The following is a 26,390-nucleotide window of genomic DNA, read 5'->3' as shown; positions in this document are numbered from 1 at the left end:
CGGATGGGCGTACCCGAGTCGGGCGACCGCTGGTACGTCGAGGTCGACCGCTCCCTGTGCATCGGCTCCGCTCAGTGCCTCCACCGCGCCCCCGACCGCTTCCGCCTCGACACCGCCCGCCAGTCCCACCCCACCGTCCCGCACACGGACGCCGACGAACGCGTTCTGGAGGCGGCGGAGAACTGCCCGGTCGAGGCGATCGTGATCGCCCTGGCGGAGAACGGGGAGGCGGTGTTCCCGCCGGAGGAGTAACGCCGGTGGCCGGGCGATGCCTAGGCGCGCGCCCCCGGCTCCGTCACGTCGATCAGACGGCAGACCGTTTCGATGTCGATGCGGACCTGGGCGATGGAGGCCCGGCCCGAGAGCCACGTGATGAGGGCCGAGTGCCAGGTGTGTTCGATGACGCGGACCGCGGAGAGCTGTTCCGGCGTGGGGTCCGCCAGGCCCATCGCGTCGAGGATGATCGCGGTGGTCTGGCGGGAGACCTGGTCGACCTCGGGGGAGACGCTGCGGTCGGCGAAGGTGAGCGCGCGGACCATCGCGTCGGCCAGGTGGGGCTCGCGCTGGAGGGCCCGGAAGGCACGCATCAGGGTCTCCGCGACGCGGGCGGCCGGGGTGTCGCCCGCCGGGGGCTTCTTCCTCAGCGTGCCGTGCATGCGCTCCAACTGGTCCTGCATCGTGGCGACCAGGAGGTGCACCTTGGACGGGAAGTAGCGGTAGAGGGTGCCCAGGGCCACCTGGGAGGACTCGGCGACCTCCCGCATCTGGACCGCGTCGAACCCGCCCCGGCTCGCCAGCCGTGCGCTCGTGTGCAGGATACGGCGGCGGCGGGCCTCCTGCCGCTCGGTGAGCGGAGCGGCGGAGGACCGCTGGGTGCTGCTTTCCACCTTGTCCCCCTTGGCGTGCGCGGGCATGGGCCCGTTCCGTGACGGTCGGTGAGGGCTTGGGATCACTCAGCGGAAACAGGTCGCCGGGTCGTGGCGTGAATCACCTGATCCACTGCTCACAGCGTCCTTACCTGCCGGTAGATTCAGAGCCTCCCGGACGATCAAGTCTGAAACTTGTTCTAGATTAGCGTCCCGTCGTAGTCTCGCGGGACAGTGCAGGCAGAAGGGGGCCCGGAGTGACCGCTGAGGCCAGTCAGGCGGGGTCCCAGGACCTCGCCGCGGACGGCGGGCGACCGCTCGACATAGCGCTCCTCACCTACAAGGGCAACCCGTTCTGCGGCGGCCAGGGCGTCTACGTCCGCCACCTCTCGCGCGAACTGGCCCGTCTCGGCCACCGTGTCGAGGTCATCGGCTCCCAGCCCTACCCGGTCCTCGACCAGGGACACGACGACCGGCTGTCCCTCACCGAGCTGCCCAGCCTCGACCTCTACCGCCAGCCGGACCCCTTCCGCACCCCGAAGCGCGGCGAGTACCGCGACTGGGTCGACGCCCTCGAAGTGGCGACGATGTGGACCGGCGGCTTTCCCGAACCGCTGACCTTCTCCCTGCGGGCCCGCCGCCATCTGCGGTCCCGGCGTGGCGAGTTCGACGTCGTGCACGACAACCAGACCCTCGGCTACGGCCTGCTGGGCGATGTCGGCGCACCCCTGGTCACCACCATCCACCACCCCATCACCGTCGACCGGCAGTTGGAGCTGGACGCCGCCGAGGGCTGGAAGCGGCGCGCCTCCGTGCGCCGCTGGTACGCCTTCACCCGCATGCAGAAGCGCGTCGCCCGCCGCCTGCCGTCCGTGCTCACCGTCTCCGGCACCTCCCGTCAGGAGATCGTCGACCACCTCGGGGTCCGTGACGACCGCATCCACGTCGTCCACATCGGCGCCGACACCGACCTGTTCGCGCCCGATCCGTCCGTGCCCGTCGTGCCCGGCCGGATCGTCACCACCTCCAGCGCGGACGTGCCCCTCAAGGGTCTGGTCTTCCTCGTCGAGGCGCTGGCCAAGGTCCGTACCGAGCAGCCGAACGCCCACCTCGTCGTCGTGGGCAAGCGCCCGCAGGAGGGCCCCGTCGCCGCCGCGGTCGAGCGCTACGGCCTCGAGGGCGCCATCGAGTTCGTCAAGGGCATCTCCGACGCCGAACTCGTCGACCTGGTCCGCTCGGCGGAGGTCGCCTGCGTGCCCTCCCTCTACGAGGGCTTCTCGCTGCCGGCCGCGGAGGCCATGGCGACCGGTACCCCGCTCGTCGCCACCACCGGCGGCGCCACCCCCGAGGTCGCCGGACCCGACGGGGAGACCTGCCTGGCCGTGCCGCCGGGGGACGCGGGCGCACTGGCCGCCGCGCTGGGCAGACTGCTCGGCGACCCCGCGCTGCGGGCCCGGCTGGGCGCGGCCGGACGCGAGCGGGTGCTGGAGCGGTTCACCTGGGCGCGCGCCGCCCAGGGCACCGTGGAGCGGTACCGCGAGGCGGTCGAGCGGGCCGGGGGGCGACGCCGTCCGGGCTCGTCCGTCGAGCGGCCGGCCCCCCTCACCTCCGTAACCCCAGGTGTCGACCCCGATGTCGACGTCGAATCCGATCGCGAAAGCAGGGCCACGTGCTGACCGTCGATTTCTCCCGGTTCCCGCTCGCCCCGGGCGACCGTGTCCTGGACCTCGGCTGCGGGGCGGGACGCCACGCCTTCGAGTGTTACCGGCGCGGCGCCCAGGTCGTGGCGCTGGATCAGAAGGGCGAGGAGATCCGCGAGGTCGCGAAGTGGTTCGCCGCGATGAAGGAGGCGGGCGAGGCCCCCGAGGGCGCGACCGCCACCGCCATGGAGGGCGACGCCCTCGCGCTGCCCTTCCCCGACGAGTCCTTCGACGTCGTCATCATCTCCGAGGTGATGGAACACATCCCCGACGACAAGGGTGTCCTCGCCGAGATGGTGCGGGTCCTCAAGCCCGGCGGCCGCATCGCCGTCACCGTCCCGCGCTACGGCCCGGAGAAGGTCTGCTGGACCCTGTCGGACGCCTACCACGAGGTCGAGGGCGGCCACATCCGCATCTACAAGGCGGACGAACTGCTGGGGAAGATCCGGGAGGCCGGCCTCAGGCCGTACGGCAGCCACCACGCGCACGCGCTGCACTCGCCGTACTGGTGGCTCAAGTGCGCGTTCGGCGTCGACAACGACAAGGCGCTGCCGGTGCGGGCGTACCACAAGCTGCTCGTCTGGGACATCATGAAGAAGCCCCTGGCGACCCGGATCGCCGAACAGGCGCTGAACCCGCTGATCGGCAAGAGCTTCGTGGCGTACGCGACCAAGCCCCATCTGCCCCGAGTGGACGCCAAGTGACGACTCCCCGGACAGAACACCTCGTCCTGCCCGGGGTCCTCACCGCCGAGCAGGCCGTCGAGACCGTCCGCGGCATCCTCGCCGAACAGCGGGAGGACGGCGCGATCCCGTGGTTCCGTGGCCACCACCTCGACCCGTGGGACCACACCGAGGCCGCGATGGCGCTGGACGCGGCGGGCGAGCACGAGGCCGCCGAGCGGGCGTACGAGTGGCTCGCGCGGCACCAGCACGAGGACGGGTCCTGGTACGCGGCCTACGCCGACGGCGACTTCGCCGACGTGACCGACCGCGGCCGCGAGACGAACTTCGTGGCCTACGTGGCCGTCGGCGTCTGGCACCACTACCTGTCCACCGGCGACGACACGTTCCTGGACCGCATGTGGCCGGTCGTGTACGCGGCGGTCGAGTACGTGCTGCGGCTCCAGCAGAGCGGCGGGCAGATCGGCTGGCGGCGCGACGAGGACGGCACCCCCACCGCGGACGCCCTGCTCACCGGCTCCTCTTCCGTTCACCACGCGCTGCGCTGCGCCCTGGCCATCGCCGAGCAGCGCGAAGAGCCCCAGCCGGACTGGGAGTTGGCGGCCGGCGCGCTGCGTCACGCCATCCGCAAGCACCCCGAGCGGTTCCTGGACAAGTCCCGCTACTCCATGGACTGGTACTACCCGGTCCTGGGCGGCGCGCTCACCGGCGCGGAGGCCAAGGCCCGCATCGAGGGGATGTGGGAGCTGTTCGTCGTGCCGGGGCTCGGCGTGCGCTGCGTCGTGCCCAATCCGTGGGTGACCGGCGGCGAGTCGGCCGAACTCGCCCTGGCGCTCTGGGCGGTGGGCGAGTCCGACCGGGCGTTGGAGATCCTCCAGTGGATCCAGCGGCTGCGCGACCCGGAGTCGGGGCTGTACTGGACGGGGTACGTCTTCGAGGACGCGGCGATATGGCCGCAGGAACTGACGACGTGGACCGCCGGCTCGCTGCTGCTCGCGGTCGCCGCGCTGGGCGGCCACGAGGCCACCTGCCAGGTGTTCGGCGGTGACCGCCTGCCGGCGGGACTGGACCCCGACTGCTGCGGCTGAGGATGCCGCCGACGGGATCTTCGAGGAGTCAGTGGCGGACCCGGTTCGCGATGGCGTGACCGACGAACAGGTACACGACCGCCGCCAGGCCGTAGCCCGCCACGACCCTCGCCCACGCCTCGTCGAACGTGAACAGGTCGTGGGACCAGCCCGCCAGCCAGCGGGCCACCTCGTGCACGAACTGCACGAGGTCGTTGCCCCGATTGGCGTCGAGCAGGTACATGACGATCCAGAGGCCGAGGATGAAGGCCATCACGTCGGCGACCACGGCGATGACCGTGCCGGCCGAATGCGCACCGTTGCGATATCGAGGGGACATGCAGTCCGCTTTGCCGTTCGTGACGGGATGAAACACGGCCTGTTCACGACTTCTCCATTTCCCCCGCGCCGACTTGGGGCCGGGCCTCGCGGAGGACGCGGCGGACCGATGCCGGGGGTCCGATCACGCGGGGCCACGTGCTGCTGCGCCTGCCCGAGGTGGACCAACACGAGGCGCGGTACGCCGTCCTGCGGCAGGTGGCGGAGCTGACGGCGGCCGGGTCGGCGGGGAGGCTGGTGGGCGTACCGCTCGGAACTGTCGTCGCACACCTAGGAGTTGAGTTCGGCCAGTACGCGCAGGGTGTGCGGGTCCGGGGTCAGGACCAGCAGGTCCGTCACCGGGCCCCCGCGCCACCGCTCCAGCCGCTCGGCGACGCGCTCGCGCGGACCGACCAGGGAGATCTCGTCGGCGAAGGCGTCGGGGACGGCGAGCACCGCCTCCTCCCGGCGGCCGGCCAGGAACAGCTCCTGGATCCGCCGGGCCTCCTCCTCGTACCCCATGCGCGCCATCAGGTCGGCGTGGAAGTTGCGGCGGGCGTGCCCCATCCCGCCGATGTAGAAGCCGAGCATCGCCTTGACCGGGAGCAGCCCCTCCGCGAGGTCGTCGCACACCCGCACCCGCGCCATCGGCGCCACCCGGAACCCCTGCGGCAGCTCCGCCACCGCGGGCCCGTACGCGTCCGGCCGGTCCGGCGACCAGTACAGCGGCAGCCAGCCGTCGGCGATCCGAGCCGTCTGCGCCACGTTCCTCGGCCCCTCCGCCCCCAGCATCACCGGCAGTCCGGCGCGCAGCGGATGCGTGATCGGCTTCAGCGGTCTGCCGAGCCCGGTCGCGTCCGGACCCCGGTACGGATGCGCGTGGAAGCGCCCGTCCAGCTCGACCGGTCCCCGCCGCCGCAGCACCTGCCGTACGACGTCGACGTACTCGCGGGTGGCGGTCAGCGGCGAGTCCGGGAAGGGGCGCCCGTACCAGCCCTCGACGACCTGCGGACCGGACAGGCCGAGACCCAGCGTCATCCGGCCGCCGGAGAGATGGTCCAGGGTGAGCGCGTGCATGGCCGTCGTGGTCGGTGGACGGGCCGCCATCTGCGCGACCGCCGTGCCCAGCCCGATCGTCGAGGTGTGCGCGGCGATCCAGGTGAGCGGGGTGAACGCGTCCGACCCCCAGGACTCCGCCGTCCACACGGAGTCGTACCCGAGCCGCTCCGCCTCCCGCGCCAGCTCCACATGGCCGGGGGAGGGGCCGCGCCCCCAGTAGCCGAGCGCCAGACCGAGCCGCATGCCTGCCTCCTGACGGCACGTCAGACGGTGGGGAGAGGGCGACTGTACGACAACGGCCCCCCGCCCGGAAGGGCGAGGGGCCGTGAGGTGCGTGGCGAGGGCTCAGCCGCGCTGGATGCCGGAGGTGTCCCGCAGCACGCCGCGACGGCCGTCCTGGGTCTGCGCCACCAGACCCTGGGCGCCCTGTTCGACGGCCAGGTACCAGGTGCCCGGAGCCAGTTCGGCGATCGGCATGGGCGCGCCGTCCTCCGCGTACAGCGGGCGCGGCACCGGTACGGCGAACCAGAACGGCGAGAAGTCGGCGGCCGGGGGCTGCTGCGCCGCAGCCGGCTGCCCGCCCGCGAACGGCGGCTGACCCGGCTGCTGGCCCTGCTGCTGCGGACCGCCGAAGGGTGACGGCTGCTGCTGCGCGCCCGGGTAGCCGTAACCCCCCGGCGGCTGCGCGCCGTAGGGCAGCGGCGCCGGCGGCTTCGGTGCGGGGATCAGCGCGGCCTGGAGGGCCGGGACCAGGGCGGTGGCGATCGCGCCGCCGGCCAGCACGAGCGTCGCGATGAAGCCGAGGATGAGACCGGCACCCCGCTCCACGTCCGCGCTGCCGAAGGTGTCGCTGAACGCGCCCAGCGGGTCGATGATCGTCCAGAACGCCGTCCACGCGGCGAACACCGTCAGCGCGACCCCGAGCTGTCCGAGGTCCAGGCCGACGATCTTGCGCGGCTGAGGCAGCGCGCGGGCGAGGACGATCAGGGCGGCACCGATGATCCCGCCGACGTACATGCTCATCAGCAGACCGAGGTTGTCCCAGGCGGTGGGGACATCGCCGCCGGAGCCGTCGAACGTGTCCAGGAACGACGCGATGAACAGCAATACCGCTGCTCCGATCACCACGCCGTCGCCTCGAGTGAGAGAGCGGATATTCACTTCAGGTCCTTCGTCAGTCGTCTCGTCATCGGTACACGCATCGGTAGAGGCGTCGCTGTCACCATGGCGCCCTCAGGCCCCGGGTGGGAAGCGCGGGAGCGGCCCCTCATCGCGGGGACGACACTATCGTCCGCACGATCAGGCTGTCCCCGGGGAGCAGCGCGCCGATCACTACCCGCGCAGGAAACTCACGATTCCCTCAGAGATCCCCTGCGCCGCCTTCTGCCGCCAGGCGCCGCTGGTGAGCAGTGCCGCGTCCTTGCTGTCGCGCATGTTGCCGCACTCGATGAACACCTTGGGAACCGTTGACAGATTGAGACCGCCCAGGTCCTCACGCGTGACGAGACCGGTACCGCCGCCGACGTAGTTGGAGGGCGAGGTGTCCGTGGCGTTCGCGAAGTCGTCGGCGATCAGTTCGCCGAGTTCCCGCGAAGGGGCCACGATGGCACGGGTGTCGGCGGCGCCCGCGTGCACGGCGCCCGGCAGGATCACGTGGAAGCCACGCTGCCCGGCGCCCGCGCCGTCCGCGTGGACCGACACGACGGCGTCGGCGCGGGCGGCGTTGCCGATCCGGGCCCGCTCGTCGACACAGGGCCCGTAGGGCCGGTCGGCGTCCTGCGTCAGCTTCACCGTGGCACCCTGCCGCTCCAGCAGGGTGCGCAGTCGGTGCGCCACGTCCAGGGTGAACGCGGCCTCGCGGTAACCGGAGTCGGTGGCGGTGCCGGTGGTGTCGCACTCCTTCGTGTTGGTGCCGATGTCGACCTTGCGGTTGATCTCGGCCGTGTGCCCGAAGTTGGCGGGGTTGTGGCCCGGGTCGATGACGACGACCTTGCCCGCGAGGGACCCGGTGCCACCGGGCACGGACGCCGTCGGGGACTGCGAGGCGCCCCGCTTGTCGTCGGGGTCGGCGCCGGCCGAGGCCGACCGCCCGGCGCCGGACGCCGCCCCCGTGCCCCGGCCGGGCCCGTCGTCGTCCGAGCCGCCCAGCATCTCGAACGCCAGCCGGCCGAGCAGCGCGGCCGGCACGAGCACGGCCAGCAGCACGAGGAGCGTGCGCCGCAGCGGGGAGCGGCGGGGGCGCGGGGGATCGAAGTCAGGACCTACGTACGACACGCCTGCAACCCTAGCGGGACGCCCTCGACGGGGCCGGGAGGGCGGCCGGCGGCCACCGGGACGGCTCGCGCGGCTATCCCGTCACCTCCGCCGACACGAAGCCCGTCCCCCGCGGGGCCACGCACACGAACCAGGCGGTCGAGGAGCCCTCGGGGACGCGGATCACCGGCTCGTCGGTGCCGGTCCCCGTGTTCGCGGGGACCCTGCGGACCTCGGTGCTGGTGCCGTCCTCCCAGGTGCAGGTGACCTGCTTCGTGGCCTTCGCCACCTGGCCGATCACCAGCCGCTCCAGGGTGTCGGGCTCGGAGGGCAGCAGGGGCATCGAGGCGCTGCTCAGGTCCGTGCCGGAGAGGCGGCTCTCCTCCTCGGTGGCCGAGTTCAGGTACTTCACCGAGCCCCTCGCCCTGCCGCCGTCGTCGCCGTGTGCGAGGTGCACGAAGAAGGAAGCCCTGTCGACCAGCTCGGAGGGCTTGACGATGCCCACGGGCTGTTCGCCGTACTCAGCCATCGCCGACAGTTGGCCCGCCGCCTCCGACTCGTCGGCCGGCGCCGCCCACAGGTCGATGTAGACCCGCCACTTCTCGCCCCGCTCCACCCCGGTCGCCAGCAAGGTCCGGCGTGCGGTGAGCACGTTCGGTGTCGCGGACTGCTGCCCGGAGGGCGCCGTCGCCGCTGGGGCCACCGAGCCTTCGCCCCCGCGGGGCAGGCCGGCCAGCGCCGCCGTGGTCGAGCCCGCGACCACCACCAGCACCGTGGCCGCCGCCACCGCCCAGCGCCGGGCCCGGCGTCGGCGGCCACCGCGGATCAGGGCCTGGGTGGGGGCTGTGCCGATCACAACCTCGTCCGCGGCCTCGGCCAGCAGGAGGGAAACGTCGTCGTGTGCCATGTCGTGGTTCGTCTCCCGGTCCGCGCTCATCACTTCCGCCCTCCGTGTGCCACGGTGTCCGCCAGTTCCGGTATGGCGCGGAGCTTGGCGATTCCCTTGGCCGCGCTGCTCTTGACCGTGCCGACCGAGCAGCCCATGGCCAAGGCCGTCTGCGTCTCGGTCAGGTCCTCCCAGTACCGCAGGACGACCGCCTGCCGCTGCCGGGGCGGCAGCTGGGCCAGTGCCTTCAGCAGGGTGTGCCGGTCGTCGGCGCGGGAGATGTGGTCGCCGGTGTCCGCGATCTCGTGCGTCAGCCCCGTGTCGTCCTTCGGGGCGAGGAACTCCCGCAGCTTCCGGCGGTACTTGCGGGCATGCGCGTTGATCATCACGCGCCGTACGTACGCCTCCGGATCGTCGGCCGAGGCGACTCTGCGCCAGGCCACGTAGGCCTGTTCGAGCGTCGACTGGACCAGGTCCTCCGCGGCGTGCTGCTCCCCCGTCAGGAGGTATGCCGTGCGCAGCAGCCGCGGCCAGCGGCCGATGACGAAAGCCTGGAACTCCCTGTCCCCGGCCTGCTTCCGATCCCCCATGGGCACCTCCTAGATGTTCGAAGGAGGCCACGAGGGGTCAGGATCGTTGCCTCGTCTCGCGGGAATCCCTGGAATTTCCCGCATTTTTCGAAGCCCCGGTGGTCGAGACGACGAGGAACTGACCGGCGCGGGCGCGTGCGCCGACGAGCCGGGCGGGGAGGGGGTGACGAGCTGGGCGGGAGGGGGCGGCGGGAGACAGCGGGCACGGGTGTCGTGGTCCCGACCGCCCCGCACTCCTTGCACCGGTATCGAGACCCAGGGGTGCGGTCTCCTCCACGCCCTCCTTCCTCAAGAGAGAGCCAAGGTTTCGTTAGTATGCTGAAGCATCGGAATAGTTGCTCATGCATACGGGGTTCAACCTGCACGTATCCCGCACGGTTCAGCCGTTCCGACCCTCACTCCCAGGCCTGGAGGCCTCGCTCCATGACGCACACGTCGACCGACCAGCCCGCACGCAGGGCGGGCGGTGCCGTCGTCCCCGTGCTCGCCTTCGCGGGCATCGTGGTCGCGGTGATGCAGACCCTGCTGGTCCCGGTCATCAAGGACCTGCCGCAACTGCTCGACACCGCCCCCAGCAACGCCACCTGGGTCCTCACCTCCACCCTGCTGTCCGGCGCCGTCGCCACGCCGATCATGGGCCGCCTCGGCGACCTCTACGGCAAGCGCCGCATGCTCATCCTCAGCCTCGCGGTCATGGTCGCCGGTGCCCTGGTCAGCGCCGTCACCAGCGATCTGCTCGTCATGATCGCCGGCCGCACGCTCCAGGGCTTCGCCATGGGCGCGATCCCGCTCGGCATCGGTCTCATGCGCGACATGCTGGCCCGCGAGAAGCTCGGCTCCGCGATGGCCCTGATGAGTTCCTCCATCGGCGTCGGCGGCGGTCTCGCCCTGCCCGCCGCGGCCCTCATCGCCCAGCACGCCGACTGGCACGCCCTCTTCTACGGCGCCGCCGGTCTCGGCGCCCTCGCCATCGTCCTCACCCTGCTCGCCGTCCCCGAGTCCCCGGCCCGCGCCGGGGGTTCCTTCGATCTGCCGGGCGCGATCGGCCTGTCCACCGGCCTCGTCCTGTTCCTGCTGCCGATCACCAAGGGCAGCGACTGGGGCTGGTCCTCCGGTATCACCCTCGGCCTGTTCGCCACCTCCGTCGTCGTGCTCCTCCTGTGGGGCCTGATGGAGCTGCGCGTCAAGGCCCCGCTGGTCGACCTGCGCACCAGTGCCCGCCCCGCGGTCCTCTTCACCAACCTCGCCTCGATCATGGTCGGCGTCTCCTTCTACGTCGTCTCCCTCGTCCTGCCCCAGCTCCTCCAGCTGCCCACGAGCACCGGATACGGCCTCGGCCAGTCGATGGTCACCGCCGGCCTCCTGGTGGCCCCGCTCGGCCTGACGATGATGGTCACCGCGCCGGTCTACGCCCGCCTCTCCGCGAAGTACGGTCCCAAGGTCACCCTGATCCTCGGCCTGCTGATCATCGCGATCGGCTACGGCGCCGGCCTCGGTCTGATGAGCGCCGCCTGGCAGAGCCTCGTCATCGCGGTCGTCCTGGGCGCGGGCATCGGCCTCGCCTACTCCTCGCTCCCCGCGCTGATCGTCGGCGCGGTCCCGGCCTCGGAGACCGGGGCGGCCAACGGCCTCAACACCCTGATGCGGTCCATCGGTACGTCCGTCTCCAGCGCCGTCATCGGCATGGTGCTGGCCGACACGGCGAACGACGTGGGCGGCGTCGCCGTCCCGACCATGCACGGCTTCCGGGTCTCCTTCCTGATCGCCACCGGCGCCGTCGCCGTCGGCCTGCTCCTCGCCCTGTTCCTGCCCCGCCGCACCCCCGCGGCGGCGCCGCAGTTGCGGGCCAGCAGCGAGGAGGACGCCAACCTGGCGCGCGCCGAGGAGGTCCTGCGGAGTTTCCGCGGCCGGGTCCTGGACGCCGACGGCGCCCCGATCGCCCACGCCAAGGTCACCCTGATCGACCGCCGCGGCCGCCAGGCCGGCGCCACCCTGTCCGAAGCGGACGGCAGCTACACCGTCGCCGTCCCGGCCCAGGGCGCCTACGTCCTCGCCGCCAAGGCCGCCGGCCACGGCCCCCTCGCCTCCGCCGCGACCCACGCGGGCGACGAGCGCCCGGTCGACCTGGACCTGGCGCTGCCCGGGGGAGACGGTCACCGCCTGACCCGCTGACCCGCGTGCCCCGCACCCCCCCCGTCGCCCGCCCGACGGGGGGTGCGGGGCATCATGGGCGGGCCCAGACGCACGTACGACCGGAAGGACCCCCATGCCCGCGGCACCCGAGCCCGAGATCCTGGCCGCGTTCGAGGCCGCTAAGGGCTTCATGCCCCTCGACGAGGGACTCGCGCTGTACACCGCCGCAGTCGAGGCCGCCGGTCTGGGGCTGCCGCTGCTGGAGGTCGGCACGTACTGCGGGCGCTCCACGATCCTGCTCGCGGACGCGGCCCGGCGGGCCGGGGTCACCGCGCTCACCCTCGACCACCACCGGGGCAGCGAGGAGCAGCAGCCGGGCTGGGAGTACCACGATCCGGAGACCGTCGACCCCGAGATCGGTCTGATGGACACGTTGCCCGCCTTCCGCCGCACCCTGCACCGGGCCGGTCTGGAGGAGCACGTGGTGGCCCTGGTGGGCCGTTCCCCGCAGATCGCCGCCTTCTGGAACTCGCCCCTCGGCCTGGTCTTCGTCGACGGCGGTCACACCGACGAGCACGCCGGCTCCGACTACGAGGGCTGGGCCCCGCACGTCGCCGAGGGAGGCCTGCTCGTCATCCACGACGTCTTCCCGGAGCCCGCCGACGAGTTCACCGGCCAGGCTCCCTACCGCGTCTACCTGCGCGCCCTGGAGTCCGGCGCCTTCACGGAGGTCTCGGACACCGGCTCCCTGCGCGTCCTGCGCCGCACGGGCACCGGCCTCTGAGTACGCCGCCCGGCTCCCGGGCCGCGCCCGGTTTCTCCGGGCTCCCCGCCCGGCGGCGCCGGTGCGGCCACCGCCACCAGGACCGCCAGGGCGCCGGCGCGGCCGCCGGCTGGGTACCCCCCGTCCGCCACCCGCCGCCCGACACGTACCTGACGAACCGTCAGCAGCCTTCACAAGTGCCGGGCGCTCGGCTATACAGAGGGTCGCCGGACTGGAACGCGTTCTAGGTCCCGCCCGTGACGACCTCGGTGCGGCCGACGGTGCGGACGGTCGCGCCGAGGTCTTGAGACCCGCCAGGAGCCCCATGCCCATCGACGCAGCCAAGGCCCTCGCCGCCGAACCACGGACCGGCGAGATCACCTGGGCCCGCAAGGACGTCCTGCTCTACCACCTCGGTGTCGGCGCCGGCGTCCCCGCCACCGACCCCGACGAACTGCGCTACACCCTGGAGTCCCGGCTGCACGTCCTGCCGAGCTTCGCCACCGTCGCGGGTTCCGGCGCCCCCGGAGTGACCGGCGGACTGTCCATGCCCGGCGTCGACGTCGACCTGGCCCGCGTCCTGCACGGCGGCCAGTCGCTGACCCTGCGCCGCCCGCTGCCCGCCGAAGGCACCGCCACCGCCTCCGGACGTATCGCCGCGGTGTACGACAAGGGCAAGGCCGCCGTCCTGGTCATGCGCACCGAGGTCTTCGACGCGGAAGGACCCCTGTGGACGAACGACGCCCAGATCTTCGTCCGCGGCGAGGGCGGCTGGGGCGGCGACCGGGGCCCCTCCGCCCGGCTCGACCCGCCGGACGGCGATCCCGACAAGACCGTCGAACGGCACATCCGCGAGGACCAGGCCCTCCTCTACCGCCTCTCCGGCGACTGGAACCCGCTGCACGCCGACCCTGACTTCGCACGGGCCGCCGGCTTCGACCGGCCCATCCTGCATGGTCTGTGCACCTACGGGACGACCCTCAAGGCGGTCGTCGACACGCTGCTCGACGGGGACGTGACGCGGGTGCGCGCCTATGCCACCCGGTTCGCCGGAGTGGTCTACCCGGGAGAGACCCTGCGCATCCGCATGTGGCGCGGCGAGCGGACGGTCCGGGTCGCCGTGAGCGCGGCCGAACGTGACGACGCGCCCGTGCTCGCCGACACCGTCGTCGAACACTCCTGATCCCGTCCTGAACCAGCCAGCATCCGAGGGGACCCCGAGGGGAGCCGCACCATGCGCGCAGCCGTACTGCACGAGATCGGCCAGGACAAGCTGGAGGTCCTCGACGACGTCGAGGCGGTGGGCTTCGGCCCCGGCAGGGTCAGGATCCGGGTGCGCGCCACGGGGCTGTGCCACTCGGACCTGTCCGCGATGAACGGCGTGCTGCCGCAGCCCGCGCCGTTCGTGCCCGGCCATGAGGGCGCGGGCGAGATCCTGGAGGTGGGGGAGGGTGTCACGCGGGTGAAGCCCGGCGACCGGGTCGTCGTGTGCTGGCTGCCCGCCTGCGGTGTCTGCCCCGCCTGCCGGCGCGGTCAGACCGAGCTGTGCCTGGCCGGGTTCATGAACGCGGGAACGCCCAACTTCCGCCGCCCGAACGGCGATGTCTTCGGCTTCGCCGGCACCGGAACCTTCGCCGAGGAGGTCGTGGTCGACGCCGGCTGCGCCGTCCCGATCCCCGACGACGTGCCCTTCGACATCGCCGCGCTCATCGGGTGCGGGGTGACCACGGGTCTCGGAGCCGCGCTCAACACCGCGGAGGTGGAGGCCGGTTCGTCCGTCGCCGTGATCGGCTGCGGCGGAGTGGGCGTCTCCGCGATCCAGGGCGCCCGGCTCAAGGGCGCCGCCGAGATCGTCGCCGTGGACCCGGTCGCCGCGCGCCGGGAGGCCGCGCTCGCGTTCGGTGCCACGCGGGCCGTCCCACCCGAGGAACTCGCCGACGCCAAGCAGCGGATCACCGCGGGAGAGGGGTTCGACTACGTCTTCGAGGTGGTCGGCCGCTCCACCACCGCCCGCACCGCCTACGAGGCGACCCGCCGCGGCGGCACCCTGGTCGTCGTCGGCGCCGGCGCCATGGACGACTTCCTCCAGCTCAACATGTTCGAGCTGTTCTTCGACGAGAAGCGGATACTGCCCTCCATGTACGGCGGCGGCGACGTCCTGCGTTCCTACGAGCGGACCGTCGCCCTGTGGCGGGCCGGCCGGATCGACCTCGCCGGGCTGATCACCCACCGCGTCCCGCTCTCGGAGATCAACCAGGCCCTCGACCAGATGCGCACCGGGACGGCCCTGCGCACCTGCATAGAGATCTGAGGCACGCTCATGTCGACTCCTCTGGAAGGGCGTTCGGCGATCGTCACCGGCGCCGGGCGCGGACTGGGCCGGGCCGAGGCCCTCGAACTGGCCCGGCTCGGCGCGGCCGTCGTCGTCAACGACCACGGGCGCCCCGGCCGCGACGGCTCGGGTGAGGCATCGGCCGGGCCCGCCGAGGAGGTGGCGCGGGAGATCCGCACGGCCGGCGGCACCGCGCTCGCCCACACCGGGGACGTCTCCGACTTCGCCGCGGCGCGTGATCTCGTCGACCTGGCGGTCACGGAGTTCGGCTCGCTGGACATCCTGATCAACAACGCCGGCATCCTGCGCGACCGCATGGTCTTCTCCATGACGGAGGAGGAGTGGGACTCGGTGATCCGGGTCCACCTCAAGGGCCACTTCAACACCACCCGTTTCGCCGCCGCCCACTGGCGCGACCGGTCCAAGGCGGCGGGCCGGCCGATGTACGGGCGGATCGTGAACACCTCCTCGGAGGCGTTCCTCGCGGGCTCCGCCGGACAGCCCAACTACGCGGCGGCCAAAGGCGGAATCGTCGGCCTGACGACCTCCACCGCCCTCGCCCTCGCCAAGTACGGCGTCACCGCCAACGTCATCTGCCCGCGCGCCCGCACCCGGATGACCGAGGACGTCTTCGCGGGCCTCGGACGTCCCGACGAGGGGCTCGACCCCCTCGCCCCCGAGCACGTCGCCCCGCTCGTCGGTTATCTGGCCTCGCCCGCCGCCGCCCGGATCAACGGCCAACTGCTCGTCGTGCACGGCGGGATGGTCGCCGTGGTCGAACGGCCTCGCGTGCAGGCCAGGTTCGACAGCGAGCAGGAGACGTTCAGCTACGAGGAACTGGACGCCGTGCTCACCCCGCACTACGCCGGGCGGCCAGAGGGGGAGACGTTCGCGGCGGCGGAGGTGCTGGGACTGCGGCGCGAGGGGTGACAGGCACCGGCGGAAGTGACGGCGAACAGGCGAAAGCGGTGACGGAGACAGCTGTGGGCCCCGCCCACCGGAACGGCGGACAGGGCCCACGGGCGTGACCGTCAGACAGCGGCGTCGGCCCTCTCCTCGGCCGGCTTGCGGTGCCGGCCGAGGGGAGCGGACTCGCTCTCGTGGGACGAGACCGGGCCCCGGTGCCGCCCGTGACCGGTGTCCTCCTGTGTGCCGGTGGACCACGGCTGCATGGTGCTTGTGTCGCTCATCGGAAGTGTTCACCCCGTCAACATGATCTTTTTCAGCCCGGAGAGTTTATCCGGCGGACCTCGGGGCGGATCCAGGCGGCCACGCCAACCGCCACTGTTTCGTTACAAGCCTGCCAGGGGCGCCTGTTGGAGCGGGACGGGCCGGAGCGCGGCAGGTTCCGGAGGTTCCGCTTCCCGGGTGTCGGGAGCGGCCTCGGCGGGGCCGCTCGGGCGGTGTTCCACGGCCGGGGCCGGCACCGCCATCCGCGCCACCGCGCACGGCTCCGCCGCCGTCGCGTACGGCAGTCTCAGCACCCCGTCCTCCGTCCACAGGCCGCTGCCCGTCAACCATCCTTCAGGCGCCGCGAGGTGGTGCAGGTGCCGGTCCATCGGGCGCCACACGCCGACCCAGCTGCCGAACGGGCCGTCGATGCGCAGGGCCACCGCGCAGCTCTCCGGTGCCAGGACCTGACCCGGCTGGATCGCGAACGGCGTCAGCGCGCGGTCCGCGAGCCGCAACGACTCGGGGAAACGCACCGGCAGGGTGCTGCCCAGCACGCCCCAGCCGAGCCGGGGCTGGCCGGGCGACGGCGCGTCCGAGCTGATCAGGAGCAGCCCGCTGTCCGGAGCCGCGAGCAGCAGCCGGTCGTCGCTGCCCGGGGTGATCTGGAGCAGCGGGGACACCTCGCCGCCCCGCTCCAGGTCCACCACGACCGTCTTGGTGCGACCGCCCATCTCGCGGTCCAGGGCCAGCATGCGGCCCGTCCGGTCCAGCCACACCCCGCCCGAGCAGCGGCCCGGGATCTCGGCCAGGTGCTCGGGACCGCGGGCGCCGCCCGCCACCAGCCACAGCGCGGTCGAACGCCGACCCACGGCGACGGCGTACGCCCGCTGCCCGCAGGGCGCCGGGGGCAGCAGCCGCAGCACGGTGCCCTCGTCCCGGCACTGCACCGCACCCAGCGGCAGCTCACCCGTGTCGGGGCCGGTCGGGTACAGCAGCGAGAAGACGTGCCGCCCCTGCGTCAGCCGGCGGATCAGGACCCGCCCGTCGGCCATCGGCTGCACCTCCGTGCCGGGCTCCTCCGGCTGGTGGGCGGGCAGCGGTACGGCGTACGGCTCGGGGCCGTCCAGTGTCCAGCGCTCCGGGAACCAGGAATCGCCGTCGCGGGCGAGACGTGCGGCGTAGGTCCCGTCCGCCGTGATCGCGCAGGGCGCGTCCGGCGTCGGGTCGTCGTCCCCGTTCTCCGCGGTGGGTTCGATCGCACAGGCCGTCATCGTTCGGTCACCTCCGGCGACGAAGCTAGTTTTCGTACGCGCGGGCGGGGGATCGGCGGGCGGGGGCTTCGCTCGTACGAGTGGCGCAGAAGCGATTCTGCTTCGAGGTTTGTGGGGGATGTGCATGGGCTTGCGGTGGTGTGTCCCCACGCGGGAGTCCTGGTCGACGGCGGTTCAGGGGCGCGGGACGGCCAGGTAGCCTTTCCCCGTGCCCCGTCTGTCTGAAGTCATCGCCGCGCTGGAGAACCTGTGGCCCGCCGAGCGGGCCGAGTCCTGGGACGCGGTCGGCACCGTCGTGGGCGAACCCGGCCAGGACGTCGAACGGGTCCTCTTCGCCGTCGACCCCGTCCAGGAGATCGTCGACGAGGCGGTGAAGCTGGGAGCCGACCTGCTCGTCACCCACCACCCCCTCTACCTCCGCGGGACGACGACCGTCGCGGCCTCCACCTTCAAGGGCCGCTTGGTGCACACCCTCATCAAGCACGACATCGCCCTGCACGTCGCCCACACCAACGCCGACACCGCCGACCCCGGCGTCAGTGACGCCCTCGCCGGCGCCCTCGACCTGCGCGTCGTACGGCCCCTCGTGCCCGATCCGGGCGACCCCGACGGGCGGCGCGGCCTCGGCCGGGTCTGCGAACTCGACCACCCGCTCACCGTCCGCGAGTTCGCCGCCCGCGCCGCCGAGCGGCTGCCCGCCACCGCGCAGGGCATTCGGGTGGCGGGCGACCCGGACGCGACCGTACGGACCGTCGCGGTCAGCGGGGGGTCCGGCGACAGTCTCTTCGACCACGTCCGCGCCGCCGGCGTCGACGCCTTCCTCACCGCGGACCTGCGCCACCACCCGGCGTCCGAGGCCCGCGCCCACACACCTCTCGCGCTGCTCGACGTGGCGCACTGGGCCACCGAGTGGCCCTGGTGCGAGCTGGCCGCAGCCCAGCTCGACGAGATCTCCGACCGCCACGGCTGGGGCCTGCGGGTCCACGTCTCGAGGACGGTCACCGACCCCTGGACCAGCCAATTCCCTTCACCTGGAGCCCCCAACTGAACGCCGCGCCCGCCGACCAGATCCGACTCCTCGACGTCCAGGACCTCGATGTCCGCCTCCAGCAGCTCGCGCACAAGCGCCGCTCGCTGCCCGAGCACGCCGAGCTCGAGTCGCTGACCAAGGACCTCACGCAACTGCGCGACCTCCTGGTGGCCGCGCAGACGGAGGAGAGCGACACCGCCCGTGAGCAGACCAAGGCCGAGCAGGACGTCGACCAGGTCCGTCAGCGTGCCACCCGCGACCAGCAGCGCCTCGACTCCGGCGCCGTCACCTCCCCGAAGGACCTGGAGAACCTCCAGCGCGAGATCGTCTCCCTCGCCAAGCGCCAGGGCGACCTCGAGGACATCGTCCTGGAGGTCATGGAACGCCGCGAGGCCGCCCAGGAGCGGGCCGCCGAGCTGACCGAGCGCGTCGGCTCCGTCCAGGGCCGGATCGACGACGCGACCGCCCGCCGAGACGCCGCCTTCGAGACGATCGACGGCGAGATCGCCTCCGTCACCAAGGAGCGCGAGGTCATCGCCGCCACCGTCCCCGCCGACCTGCTCAAGCTCTACGACAAGCTGCGCGAGCAGCAGGGCGGCGTCGGCGCGGCCAAGCTGTACCAGCGCACCTGCCAGGGCTGCCGCCAGGAGCTGGCGATCACCGACATCAACGACATCCGCAAGGCCGCCCCCGACACCGTCGTACGGTGCGAGAACTGCCGCCGGATCCTGGTGCGGACCTCCGAGTCGGGCCTGTAGGCGGCTGCCGTGCGGGAGTTCATCGTGGAGGCCGACGGGGGCTCCCGGGGCAACCCGGGGCCCGCGGGCTACGGCAGCGTGGTCATCGACGCGTCGACGGGGGAGACCCTGGTGGAGCGGGCCGAGTACATCGGCGTCGCCACCAACAACGTCGCCGAGTACCGGGGGCTGCTGGCCGGCCTGCGAGCCGCCCGCGAACTGGACCCGGCCGCCTCGGTGCGCGTCCGCATGGACTCCAAGCTCGTCGTCGAGCAGATGTCGGGCCGCTGGAAGATCAAGCATCCCGACATGAAGCCACTGGCCGCGGAGGCCGCCCGGATCCACCCGCCCGGCCAGGTCACCTACGAATGGATCCCCCGGGAACGCAACAAACACGCCGACCGTCTCGCCAACGAGGCGATGGACGCCGGCAAGCGGGGCGAGCAGTGGGACGCCGGGGCGTCCATGGCGGCCCTGGCCGCCGCGTCGTCCCGCGGCGCCGCGGCGCCTCCCGAGCCGTCGGGCCCGCCCGGAGACGCGGCCGCCGGCGCGGCGATGGCCCGCGAGGCCCTGGCCGGGAAACGTGCGGCAGGCGCCCCGGCGTCGGCGCCCGCCGAGGGTACGGCGTCGGCGGGGGGCGCCGGCCACCCGGCCTCGGCCGCGGGCGGGACTCCCGCCGGTGAAGCGGCGGCGCACCCGGAGCCGTCCGGCCCGTCCGGTCACGCCGCCGCCGGCACTCCGCGTGACGGCAAACCCGCCGGTGGCTCCGCTCGCGGCGCCACCACGGGCGGCGACACCGGGAGCGGTACCGCCGCCGCATCCGACGCCGACCGCCGTGCCGCCGGTGCTCCCGCCTCCGCTGCTTCCACCCCGTCGGCCGGACGGGCACAGCCCTCGGTCGGCTGGGGTTCGGCCCCCGATCTCGGGGCCCCCGCCACCTTCGTGCTGCTCCGGCACGGCGAGACCGCGCTCACGCCGGAGAAGCGGTTCTCCGGGAGCGGGGGAGGTGATCCCGTGCTCTCCGCCGTCGGGCGGCAGCAGGCCGGGCGGGTCGCCGCCGCGCTGGCCCGGCGGGGCACCGTCCAGCACATCGTCGCCTCTCCGCTCGCGCGGGCCAGGGAGACCGCCGGTGCCGTCGCCGCCCGGCTGGGGCTGGAGGTCACCGTCGACGACGGGCTGCGCGAGACGGACTTCGGGGCCTGGGAGGGACTCACCTTCGGTGAGGTCCGCGAGCGCTACCCCGACGATCTGAACGCCTGGCTCGCCGACCCGGAGGCCGAACCGACCGGCGGCGGCGAGAGCTTCGCGGCGACCGCGTCCCGGATCGCCGCCACCCGCGACGAACTGGTCGCGGCTTACGGGGGGCGTACGGTCCTGCTGGTCACCCACGTGACCCCGATCAAGACCCTGGTCCGGCTGGCCCTGGGCGCCCCGCCCGAGTCGCTGTTCCGGATGGAACTGTCGGCGGCCTCGCTGTCCGTGGTCGCGTACTACGCGGACGGCAACGCCAGCGTCCGGCTGCTCAACGACACGTCCCACCTGCGCGGGTGAGCCGCGAGGCGGCCCGCGCCAGCTCGGTCACCCGCGCCCAGTCGCGGGCCGCCACCGCGTCTGCGGGCACCATCCAACTGCCGCCGACACAGCCGACGTTGGGCAGGGCGAGATACTCCGCCGCGTTGTCCGGGCCGATGCCGCCGGTCGGGCAGAAGCGGGCCTGCGGCAACGGTCCGGCCAGCGACCGCAGATAGGCCGTACCGCCCGCCGCCTGCGCGGGGAAGAACTTCATCTCGCGCACCCCGCGCTCCAGCAGCGCCACCACCTCCGAGGTGGTCGACACCCCGGGCAGGAACGGCAGCCCGGACGCCCGCATCGCCGCCAGCAGCGCGTCCGTCCAGCCGGGGCTCACGAGGAACCGCGCCCCGGCCGCCCGGCAGTCCGTCACCTGGTCCGGGGTGATCACCGTCCCGGCCCCGACCAGCGCGTCCGGCACCGCGCCGGCGATCTCGCGGATCGCGTCGAGAGCGGCCGGGGTGCGCAGGGTCACCTCGATCGCCGGCAGCCCGCCCGCCACCAGCGCCCGCGCCAGCGGCACCGCGTCGGCGACCTTGGCCACGACCACCACGGGCACGACGGGGGCCAGATCCAGTACCGAGGCAGCCGAAGGGGAGGACAGGGGTGAGGTCATGCGCCTCATCCTGCCCTCGGGGTGCACTCCACGCAAAGGGCATTGCGCAGGATGCAACAAGCCGGGCCGGGGGTCAGTGAACCTCCTCCACCAGCACGTCCAGCGTCCACGCCGACCCCGCCCGTGCCGGGGCCCGCTCCTCCACCGTGTGACCGAGGTCCCGCAACGCCACCACCAGGGCCGCCGGATCCTTCGGGGCGATGCCCGCCGTCAGCAGACTCCGCACGATCCGGCCCTTCGTCGCCTTGTTGAAGTGGCTGACCACCTTGCGGGTCGGGGCGTGCAGCACCCGCACGCTCGCCGTCCGCGCCGCGATCTCCCCCTTCGGCTTCCATGCCGCCGCGTACGCGGCCGACCGCAGGTCCAGCACCAGCCCGTCACCGGCCGCCTCCGGCAGCACCTCCGCCATCGGTGCCCGCCAGTGCGCGCCCAGAGCCCCGAGCCCCGGCAGCCGCACACCCATCGAGCAGCGGTACGACGGGATGCGGTCCGTCACCCGGACGGCACCCCACAGCCCCGAGAACACCAGCAGCGAACGAGCGGCCCGCCGCTTGGCGGCCGCGTCGAGCGACGCCAGGTCCAGGGCGTCGTACAACACGCCCGTGTAGATCTCCCCGGCCGGCCGGGTTCCCGCCGTGCGCAGCCCGGTGTTCTTCGCGACCTCGCCGCGCAGCCCCTCGCTCAGCCCCAGCACCTCGCGCGCCTTCTCCTCGTCCCCGGCGCACAGCTCGACCAGCTCGCGCAGCACGGCCTCACGCGCGGCGGCGAGCCCCGGCAGCGACAGCGACTCCGGCTTCAGCGGGGCGCCACGGCCGGAGTCGGCCTTTCCTTCGGACGGGGGCAGCAGGACGAGCACGCGCGTTTCTCCTTCGGACAGAACTGCCGCCAGCGTACGGGGTGCCAACCCCCCGCCCCCGCCCTACGCTCGCCCTATGCCTCGCCGCCCCATCCGCGTGACCGGCGCCCCCCAAGCACCGCTGCGGGCCGCCCTCGACGCCCTGCGCACGGAGCTGGACGTGCCCACGAGCTTCCCGCCCGAGGTGCTCGCGGAGGCGGCCCGCGCCGCCGGAGCCCCCGCCCCCGCGGTGCACGACGCCACCGACATCCCCTTCGTCACCGTCGACCCGCCCGGCTCCACCGACCTCGACCAGGCCCTGCACCTGTCCCGGCAGGGCACCGGCTACCGCGTGCGGTACGCCATCGCCGACGTCGCCGCCTTCGTCGTACCCGGGGGGCCGCTGGACGCCGAGGCGCACCGCAGGGTGAGCACCCTCTACTTCCCCGACGGGAAGGTGCCGCTGCACCCGCCGGTGCTCGGCGAAGGCGCCGCGAGCCTGCTGCCCGACGGGCCGCGACCGGCCGCGCTGTGGACCGTGGACCTCGACGCGGACGGCCGTACCGTCGCCGTCGACGTCCGCCGCGCCCTCGTCCGCAGCCGCGCCGGACTCGACTACGCGCGCGTGCAGAAACAGATCGACGACGGCACCGCCGAGGAACCCCTCGCGCTCCTGAGGACCGTCGGACAGCTCCGGCAACGGCTGGAGGCCGACCGGGGCGGGATCTCCCTCGACGTGCCCGAGCAGGAGATCGTCGAGCACGACCACACCTACGCACTCACCTTCCGCGCCCCGCTGCCCGCCGAGGGCTGGAACGCCCAGCTCTCCCTGCTGACCGGCATGGCCGCCGCCGACCTGATGCTCGGGTACGGCACCGGAGTGCTGCGCACCCTCCCGGCCGCCCCCGACGGCGCCGTGGGCAGACTCCGGCGCACCGCGCGCGCCCTGCGCATCGACTGGCCCCACCATGTGTCGTACGCCCGGCTCATCCGCACCCTCGACCCGCGTCCGCCCCGGCACGCGGCCTTCCTCCAGGAGTGCACGACCCTGCTGCGCGGTGCCGGCTACACCGTCTTCCGCGACGGGGTGCTGCCCGAGATCACCACGCACGCCGCCGTCGCCGCCCCCTACACCCACTGCACGGCCCCGCTCCGCCGCCTCGTCGACCGGTACGCCACCGAGCTCTGCCTGGCCGCCGTCGCCGGCACGGACCCACCCGCGTGGGTGCTCGCCGCGCTCGACACCCTGCCGGGCGAGATGGCCGACGGCGGCCGGCGCGCGGGGGCCGTCGAACGGGCCTGCGTCGACGCCGTCGAGGCCGCGCTGCTGAAGGACCGGGTCGGCGAGGTCTTCGACGGCTGCGTCGTCGACACCGACGAGCGCCACCCGGCCGTCGGCACCGTCCAGCTGGAGTCCCCGGCGGTCATCGGCCGCATCGAAACCCCCGAGGGCACCACCCTTCCCCTCGGGGAGCGCCTCCGCGTGCGACTCACCCACGCCGACCCGGCGACGGCGACGGTCCGTTTCGCGCCCGCGTGAGCGTCCGTACGAGGTCCCGCGCGTCGTCGGCGCGCATCCGCACCACGTGCACGTCCCGGCGCCGGCCGAGGCGTTCCGGATCCCATGGACAGGGGGCCGCCGATGCCCCGTTCGGCGAGCGACCGAAGGAGGGGACGTGACGTGACTGCCCCGTTCGCCTTCGACCGGGAGACCGCGGACTTCCTCTGAGCCGTCGCCCGGTAGCATGGTCCACACGGCAGACGAGCCGGGCGGACGGCCGCGTGAAGCCCCCAAGGGCTCCCCGAGGAACGTCCGGGCTCCACAGGGCAGGGTGATGGCTAACGGCCACCCGGGGTGACCCGCGGGACAGTGCCACAGAAAACAGACCGCCGGGGACCTCGGTTCCCGGTAAGGGTGAAACGGTGGTGTAAGAGACCACCAGTGCCCAGGGCGACCTGGGCAGCTAGGTAAACCCCACCCGGAGCAAGGTCAAAAGGAGCGCGGTGAAACGTGCTCTGCGCGGACGTTCGAGGGCTGCCCGCCCGAGTCCGCGGGTAGACCGCACGAGGCCGGCGGCAACGCCGGTCCTAGATGGATGGCCGTCTCCCCGGCCGCCGCGAGGCGACCGGGCGACAGAACCCGGCGTACAGCCCGACTCGTCTGCCGCTCTGTGCGGCTTTGCCCTGGACAGGCTCTCCGAGCCGCCAGGAGACCCCTTCCGGTGCGTCTGCCGCCGCACGGGCTTGTTCCTGTTGTGGACCAAGGCCGTTCCCTCTCAGGAGACCGCCGCCTCCTGGTACTGACCCACGTACCGGAACGCTCCGGCCGCGGCCCGGAACAGGAACATCGCGTCGTGGTTGTAGCCGTACCCCCGCTCGAACCTGACGGTCCTGGTGATGCCGTCGTACGTGGTCTCGGGCATCCGGCGGGCTACCGCGCCCCGTTCCGTCAGGGGCGAGCCGTCCTTGGTGCAGGCCTGAGCCAGGAACATGACGGCGTCGTGGGCCTCCGCCGCGTACCAGCCGGGGTCGGTGCCGTGGCGGGCGCGGTAGGCCTTCGTGAAGGCCCGGCCGGCCGGGCGGGCCGTCGGGTCGGTGAAGGAGGTGGCGAAGACCCAGCCGGTGGCGGCGGCTCCGGCCGAGGTGAGGAACCGCGGGTCGAAGGCGCGTTCCGTCGCCATCCGGGTGCCGGTGAAGCGGGCGGTGCTCAGCGCCGACGCGAGTCCGGCGGTCCGGGCCGCGTCGCCGGTGAAGACGACGGCGTCCGCGCGGGCGGACATCACGGCGGCGGCGAGGGAGACGTAGTCGATCTTTCCGGCGGCGACAGTGGTCACCGTCGCGTGGCGGCCTCCCTGCCGCAGCGCCCGCTCGGTCTGGTCGCACACGGTCCAGGCGAAGTCGCCCTGCGCCCGGTCGTCCACGAGGAACGTCCTGCGGGCGTCGACGTGGTTGCTGAGGTAGCGGACGCAAGGGGCGGCGAGGAGCCCGTTCGGGACGCTCAGCGCCGCATGGCAGTGGAAGACGTTCGTACCGGTCTTCGTGCTCCGGGTGTCGACGCCCACCGAGACGGACACGACGGGCATCACCGCCTTGGTGTATGTGACCTCGGACGCGAGGAAGCAGGCGTCGGTGGTGGGGCCGAGCACGGCGAGGACCTCGGCGTCCTTCGACAGCCGGGCGGCCACCTCATCGGCCCGCCCCGGGTCGCCGCCGTCGTCGTACGACCGCAGTGTCAGCCGGAACGGGTGGCCGTTGTCGGCGTTGATCCGCTCGACGGCCAGCCGGGCTCCGTCGAGTTGTGCGGTTCCGCTCTCCCTCCGGGCGCCGGTCAGATCGCCGTGGAACGCCACGACCAGCTCGGGGCGCGGCCGACCGGTCCCGGACGGGGCCGCCGTACTCGACTCCGGTCGGGTGCTCCACCACCAGGCCACGCCACCGCCCGCCGCGACGACTCCCGCCGTCGAGCCGAGGCGCAGGAAGCCTCGGCGGCCGAAGGAGCGGGGGGCCGACCGGGTGACCGTGACGGCCGTCCGCGTCGCGGCCTGCGGTGACACCGTGGTGACCGTGTTCGCCGGTGCAGACACCCGGGTCGGCTCGATCGGGCCGATGGTGAGCACGGCGGCGGAACGGTCGTTGATCAACCGGGTGACCGGCGCGGGCAGCCACCCCGACCGCTCGGCGGAACCGGCTTCCGGTCCTGCCCCGAGCGCCTCGCGAAGTCGCGCGAGACCGGGACGGCCGGGCGGATCCTTGTGCAGGCAGGCTCTCAGCACGGGGCCCAGACCCTCCGGGAACGCCGCCGGATCCGGTTCGTCGTAGACGGTGCGCAGCAGCATGCCGGCCGCCGCACCGCCACCGAACGGCCGCACGCCGGTCGCGGCGAACGCCAGCACACACCCCAGCGAGAACACGTCGCTGGGCGGCCCGATCTCGCCGCCGCGCGCCCGCGCCTGCTCGGGCGACAGGAAACCGGGTGAGCCGACGATCACGCCGCTGGAGGTGAGCGCGGTGGCCTCCGGCGCGCGGGCGATCCCGAAGTCGATGAGGCGTGGCCCGTCCGGGGCCAGCAGGACGTTCCCCGGCTTCACGTCGCGGTGCACGAGACCGGCCGCGTGCACCGCCTCCAGCGCCTCGGCGAGCCGCAGGCCCAGCACCCGCACGGAGGAGAGCGGCAGCGGTCCGAAGGTCTCCACCGCCTCGGCGAGCGAGGGCCCCGGTACGTACGAGGTCGCCAGCCATGGGGTCTCCGCGTCGGCGTCCGCGTCCAGCAACGGGACCACCCAGCGGCTCTCCACCTGTCGGGCGGCCTCGACCTCACGGTGGAAACGGACCCGGAAGCCCGTCCCGTCGGCGTACGAGGAACGGACCGTCTTCACCGCGGCGACCGCCCCGCCCGGCGCGCGGGCGAGGAAGACCACGCCCATGCCGCCGGCGCCCAGCCGGCGCAGCAGACGGTAGCGGCCGATCCAGGACGGGTCGCCGGCCCGCAGGGGCTCCATCAGGCAGGCT

The 26,390-nt window shown here is 73.2% G+C and carries 25 protein-coding genes and 1 other RNA gene; 14 read left to right on the top strand and 12 right to left on the bottom strand.

Annotated elements, in window-relative coordinates:
- Window positions 1-3 precede the first annotated feature (3 nt).
- On the top strand, window positions 4-252 hold the full coding sequence (locus ACZ5Y0_RS00700) for a ferredoxin (RefSeq protein ID WP_469126475.1): 249 nt from the start codon (window positions 4-6) through the stop codon (window positions 250-252).
- Between the two features lie 20 nt (window positions 253-272).
- Here the strand turns inward: ACZ5Y0_RS00700 and ACZ5Y0_RS00695 are convergent, their stop codons facing one another.
- A complete protein-coding gene (locus tag ACZ5Y0_RS00695) occupies window positions 273-914 on the bottom strand; it encodes a TetR family transcriptional regulator (RefSeq protein WP_469126474.1) in 642 nt (213 codons plus the stop codon).
- 209 nt (window positions 915-1,123) lie between these two features.
- Here ACZ5Y0_RS00695 and ACZ5Y0_RS00690 point away from each other — a divergent pair, with 209 nt between their 5' ends.
- From ACZ5Y0_RS00690 to ACZ5Y0_RS00680, 3 genes are read left to right on the top strand one after another with little or no spacing between them, the layout of a single operon-like run.
- Entirely contained in the window at window positions 1,124-2,542 is a 1,419-nt protein-coding gene (locus ACZ5Y0_RS00690; protein ID WP_469126473.1) for a glycosyltransferase family 4 protein, read from the top strand.
- The gene (locus ACZ5Y0_RS00685) at window positions 2,536-3,270 is read left to right on the top strand and encodes a class I SAM-dependent methyltransferase (RefSeq protein ID WP_469126472.1); all 735 of its coding nucleotides are present in this window, start codon (window positions 2,536-2,538) and stop codon (window positions 3,268-3,270) included. Before ACZ5Y0_RS00690 ends, ACZ5Y0_RS00685 begins: the two co-directional genes overlap by 7 nt.
- Window positions 3,267-4,337, top strand: coding sequence for a prenyltransferase (locus tag ACZ5Y0_RS00680; protein ID WP_469126471.1), 1,071 nt, complete (start codon window positions 3,267-3,269; stop codon window positions 4,335-4,337). Before ACZ5Y0_RS00685 ends, ACZ5Y0_RS00680 begins: the two co-directional genes overlap by 4 nt.
- A gap of 28 nt (window positions 4,338-4,365) precedes the next feature.
- Here ACZ5Y0_RS00680 and ACZ5Y0_RS00675 read toward each other — a convergent pair whose 3' ends face one another.
- From ACZ5Y0_RS00675 to ACZ5Y0_RS00650, 6 genes are all read right to left on the bottom strand, one after another.
- Window positions 4,366-4,656, bottom strand: coding sequence for a hypothetical protein (locus ACZ5Y0_RS00675; protein WP_469126470.1), 291 nt, complete (start codon window positions 4,654-4,656; stop codon window positions 4,366-4,368).
- Window positions 4,657-4,925: 269 nt separating this feature from the next.
- Window positions 4,926-5,936, bottom strand: coding sequence for an LLM class F420-dependent oxidoreductase (locus ACZ5Y0_RS00670; RefSeq protein ID WP_469126469.1), 1,011 nt, complete (start codon window positions 5,934-5,936; stop codon window positions 4,926-4,928).
- Window positions 5,937-6,038: 102 nt separating this feature from the next.
- A complete protein-coding gene (locus ACZ5Y0_RS00665) occupies window positions 6,039-6,854 on the bottom strand; it encodes a hypothetical protein (protein ID WP_469126468.1) in 816 nt (271 codons plus the stop codon).
- A 171-nt stretch (window positions 6,855-7,025) separates the two neighbouring features.
- A complete protein-coding gene (locus ACZ5Y0_RS00660; protein ID WP_469126467.1) occupies window positions 7,026-7,967 on the bottom strand; it encodes an N-acetylmuramoyl-L-alanine amidase in 942 nt (313 codons plus the stop codon).
- Window positions 7,968-8,040: 73 nt separating this feature from the next.
- Window positions 8,041-8,883 carry a hypothetical protein gene (locus tag ACZ5Y0_RS00655; protein ID WP_469126466.1) on the bottom strand — a complete coding sequence of 281 codons (843 nt, stop codon included), beginning with the start codon at window positions 8,881-8,883 and terminating at the stop codon, window positions 8,041-8,043.
- Complete coding sequence (locus tag ACZ5Y0_RS00650; protein ID WP_469126465.1) at window positions 8,883-9,422, bottom strand: SigE family RNA polymerase sigma factor; 540 nt, start codon at window positions 9,420-9,422, stop codon at window positions 8,883-8,885. Before ACZ5Y0_RS00650 ends, ACZ5Y0_RS00655 begins: the two co-directional genes overlap by 1 nt.
- Before the next feature lie 423 nt (window positions 9,423-9,845).
- Here ACZ5Y0_RS00650 and ACZ5Y0_RS00645 point away from each other — a divergent pair, with 423 nt between their 5' ends.
- From ACZ5Y0_RS00645 to ACZ5Y0_RS00625, 5 genes are all read left to right on the top strand, one after another.
- Window positions 9,846-11,594 carry an MFS transporter gene (locus ACZ5Y0_RS00645; RefSeq protein ID WP_469126464.1) on the top strand — a complete coding sequence of 583 codons (1,749 nt, stop codon included), beginning with the start codon at window positions 9,846-9,848 and terminating at the stop codon, window positions 11,592-11,594.
- A 94-nt stretch (window positions 11,595-11,688) separates the two neighbouring features.
- Window positions 11,689-12,339 (top strand): class I SAM-dependent methyltransferase, encoded by a 651-nt coding sequence (locus ACZ5Y0_RS00640; RefSeq protein WP_469126463.1) that lies wholly within the window; start codon window positions 11,689-11,691, stop codon window positions 12,337-12,339.
- Window positions 12,340-12,643: 304 nt separating this feature from the next.
- Entirely contained in the window at window positions 12,644-13,501 is an 858-nt protein-coding gene (locus ACZ5Y0_RS00635) for a MaoC/PaaZ C-terminal domain-containing protein (RefSeq protein WP_469126462.1), read from the top strand.
- Between the two features lie 51 nt (window positions 13,502-13,552).
- Window positions 13,553-14,629 (top strand): Zn-dependent alcohol dehydrogenase, encoded by a 1,077-nt coding sequence (locus ACZ5Y0_RS00630; RefSeq protein WP_469126461.1) that lies wholly within the window; start codon window positions 13,553-13,555, stop codon window positions 14,627-14,629.
- A 9-nt stretch (window positions 14,630-14,638) separates the two neighbouring features.
- Entirely contained in the window at window positions 14,639-15,580 is a 942-nt protein-coding gene (locus ACZ5Y0_RS00625) for a 3-oxoacyl-ACP reductase (RefSeq protein ID WP_469126460.1), read from the top strand.
- A 101-nt stretch (window positions 15,581-15,681) separates the two neighbouring features.
- Here the strand turns inward: ACZ5Y0_RS00625 and ACZ5Y0_RS00620 are convergent, their stop codons facing one another.
- Window positions 15,682-15,840, bottom strand: a complete 159-nt coding sequence (locus ACZ5Y0_RS00620; protein ID WP_469126459.1) for a hypothetical protein — start codon at window positions 15,838-15,840, stop codon at window positions 15,682-15,684.
- A 102-nt stretch (window positions 15,841-15,942) separates the two neighbouring features.
- Window positions 15,943-17,094 carry a hypothetical protein gene (locus ACZ5Y0_RS00615; RefSeq protein WP_469126458.1) on the bottom strand — a complete coding sequence of 384 codons (1,152 nt, stop codon included), beginning with the start codon at window positions 17,092-17,094 and terminating at the stop codon, window positions 15,943-15,945.
- A 208-nt stretch (window positions 17,095-17,302) separates the two neighbouring features.
- Here ACZ5Y0_RS00615 and ACZ5Y0_RS00610 point away from each other — a divergent pair, with 208 nt between their 5' ends.
- Genes ACZ5Y0_RS00610 through ACZ5Y0_RS00600 form a run of 3 tightly spaced genes read left to right on the top strand, consistent with a single transcriptional unit; the run spans window position 17,303 to window position 20,412 of the window.
- A complete protein-coding gene (locus tag ACZ5Y0_RS00610) occupies window positions 17,303-18,142 on the top strand; it encodes a Nif3-like dinuclear metal center hexameric protein (RefSeq protein WP_469126457.1) in 840 nt (279 codons plus the stop codon).
- Window positions 18,139-18,882 (top strand): zinc ribbon domain-containing protein, encoded by a 744-nt coding sequence (locus ACZ5Y0_RS00605; RefSeq protein WP_469126945.1) that lies wholly within the window; start codon window positions 18,139-18,141, stop codon window positions 18,880-18,882. The genes ACZ5Y0_RS00610 and ACZ5Y0_RS00605 overlap by 4 nt, the downstream gene beginning before the upstream one ends.
- 9 nt (window positions 18,883-18,891) lie before the next feature.
- Complete coding sequence (locus ACZ5Y0_RS00600) at window positions 18,892-20,412, top strand: bifunctional RNase H/acid phosphatase (RefSeq protein ID WP_469126456.1); 1,521 nt, start codon at window positions 18,892-18,894, stop codon at window positions 20,410-20,412.
- Here the strand turns inward: ACZ5Y0_RS00600 and eda are convergent.
- Together eda and yaaA are read right to left on the bottom strand one after the other, a co-directional pair.
- A complete protein-coding gene (gene eda, locus ACZ5Y0_RS00595) occupies window positions 20,384-21,046 on the bottom strand; it encodes a bifunctional 4-hydroxy-2-oxoglutarate aldolase/2-dehydro-3-deoxy-phosphogluconate aldolase (RefSeq protein ID WP_469126455.1) in 663 nt (220 codons plus the stop codon). The two genes, ACZ5Y0_RS00600 and eda, sit on opposite strands and share 29 nt — an antisense overlap.
- 73 nt (window positions 21,047-21,119) lie before the next feature.
- On the bottom strand, window positions 21,120-21,902 hold the full coding sequence (yaaA, locus tag ACZ5Y0_RS00590) for a peroxide stress protein YaaA (protein WP_469126454.1): 783 nt from the start codon (window positions 21,900-21,902) through the stop codon (window positions 21,120-21,122).
- Window positions 21,903-21,978: 76 nt separating this feature from the next.
- On the opposite strand from yaaA, the gene ACZ5Y0_RS00585 reads away from it, so the two are divergent.
- Window positions 21,979-23,421 (top strand): RNB domain-containing ribonuclease, encoded by a 1,443-nt coding sequence (locus ACZ5Y0_RS00585; RefSeq protein ID WP_469126453.1) that lies wholly within the window; start codon window positions 21,979-21,981, stop codon window positions 23,419-23,421.
- A 222-nt stretch (window positions 23,422-23,643) separates the two neighbouring features.
- Window positions 23,644-24,045: RNase P RNA component class A (rnpB, locus tag ACZ5Y0_RS00580), an RNA gene on the top strand.
- 112 nt (window positions 24,046-24,157) lie between these two features.
- Here the strand turns inward: rnpB and ACZ5Y0_RS00575 are convergent.
- On the bottom strand, window positions 24,158-26,380 hold the full coding sequence (locus ACZ5Y0_RS00575; protein ID WP_469126452.1) for a bifunctional serine/threonine-protein kinase/ABC transporter substrate-binding protein: 2,223 nt from the start codon (window positions 26,378-26,380) through the stop codon (window positions 24,158-24,160).
- Window positions 26,381-26,390 lie beyond the last annotated feature (10 nt).

This window comes from Streptomyces sp. NPDC033216 (genome assembly GCF_055577115.1).
The sequence above is the reverse complement of the archived record's forward strand: the minus strand, read 5'-3'. Positions and strand labels throughout refer to the sequence as shown.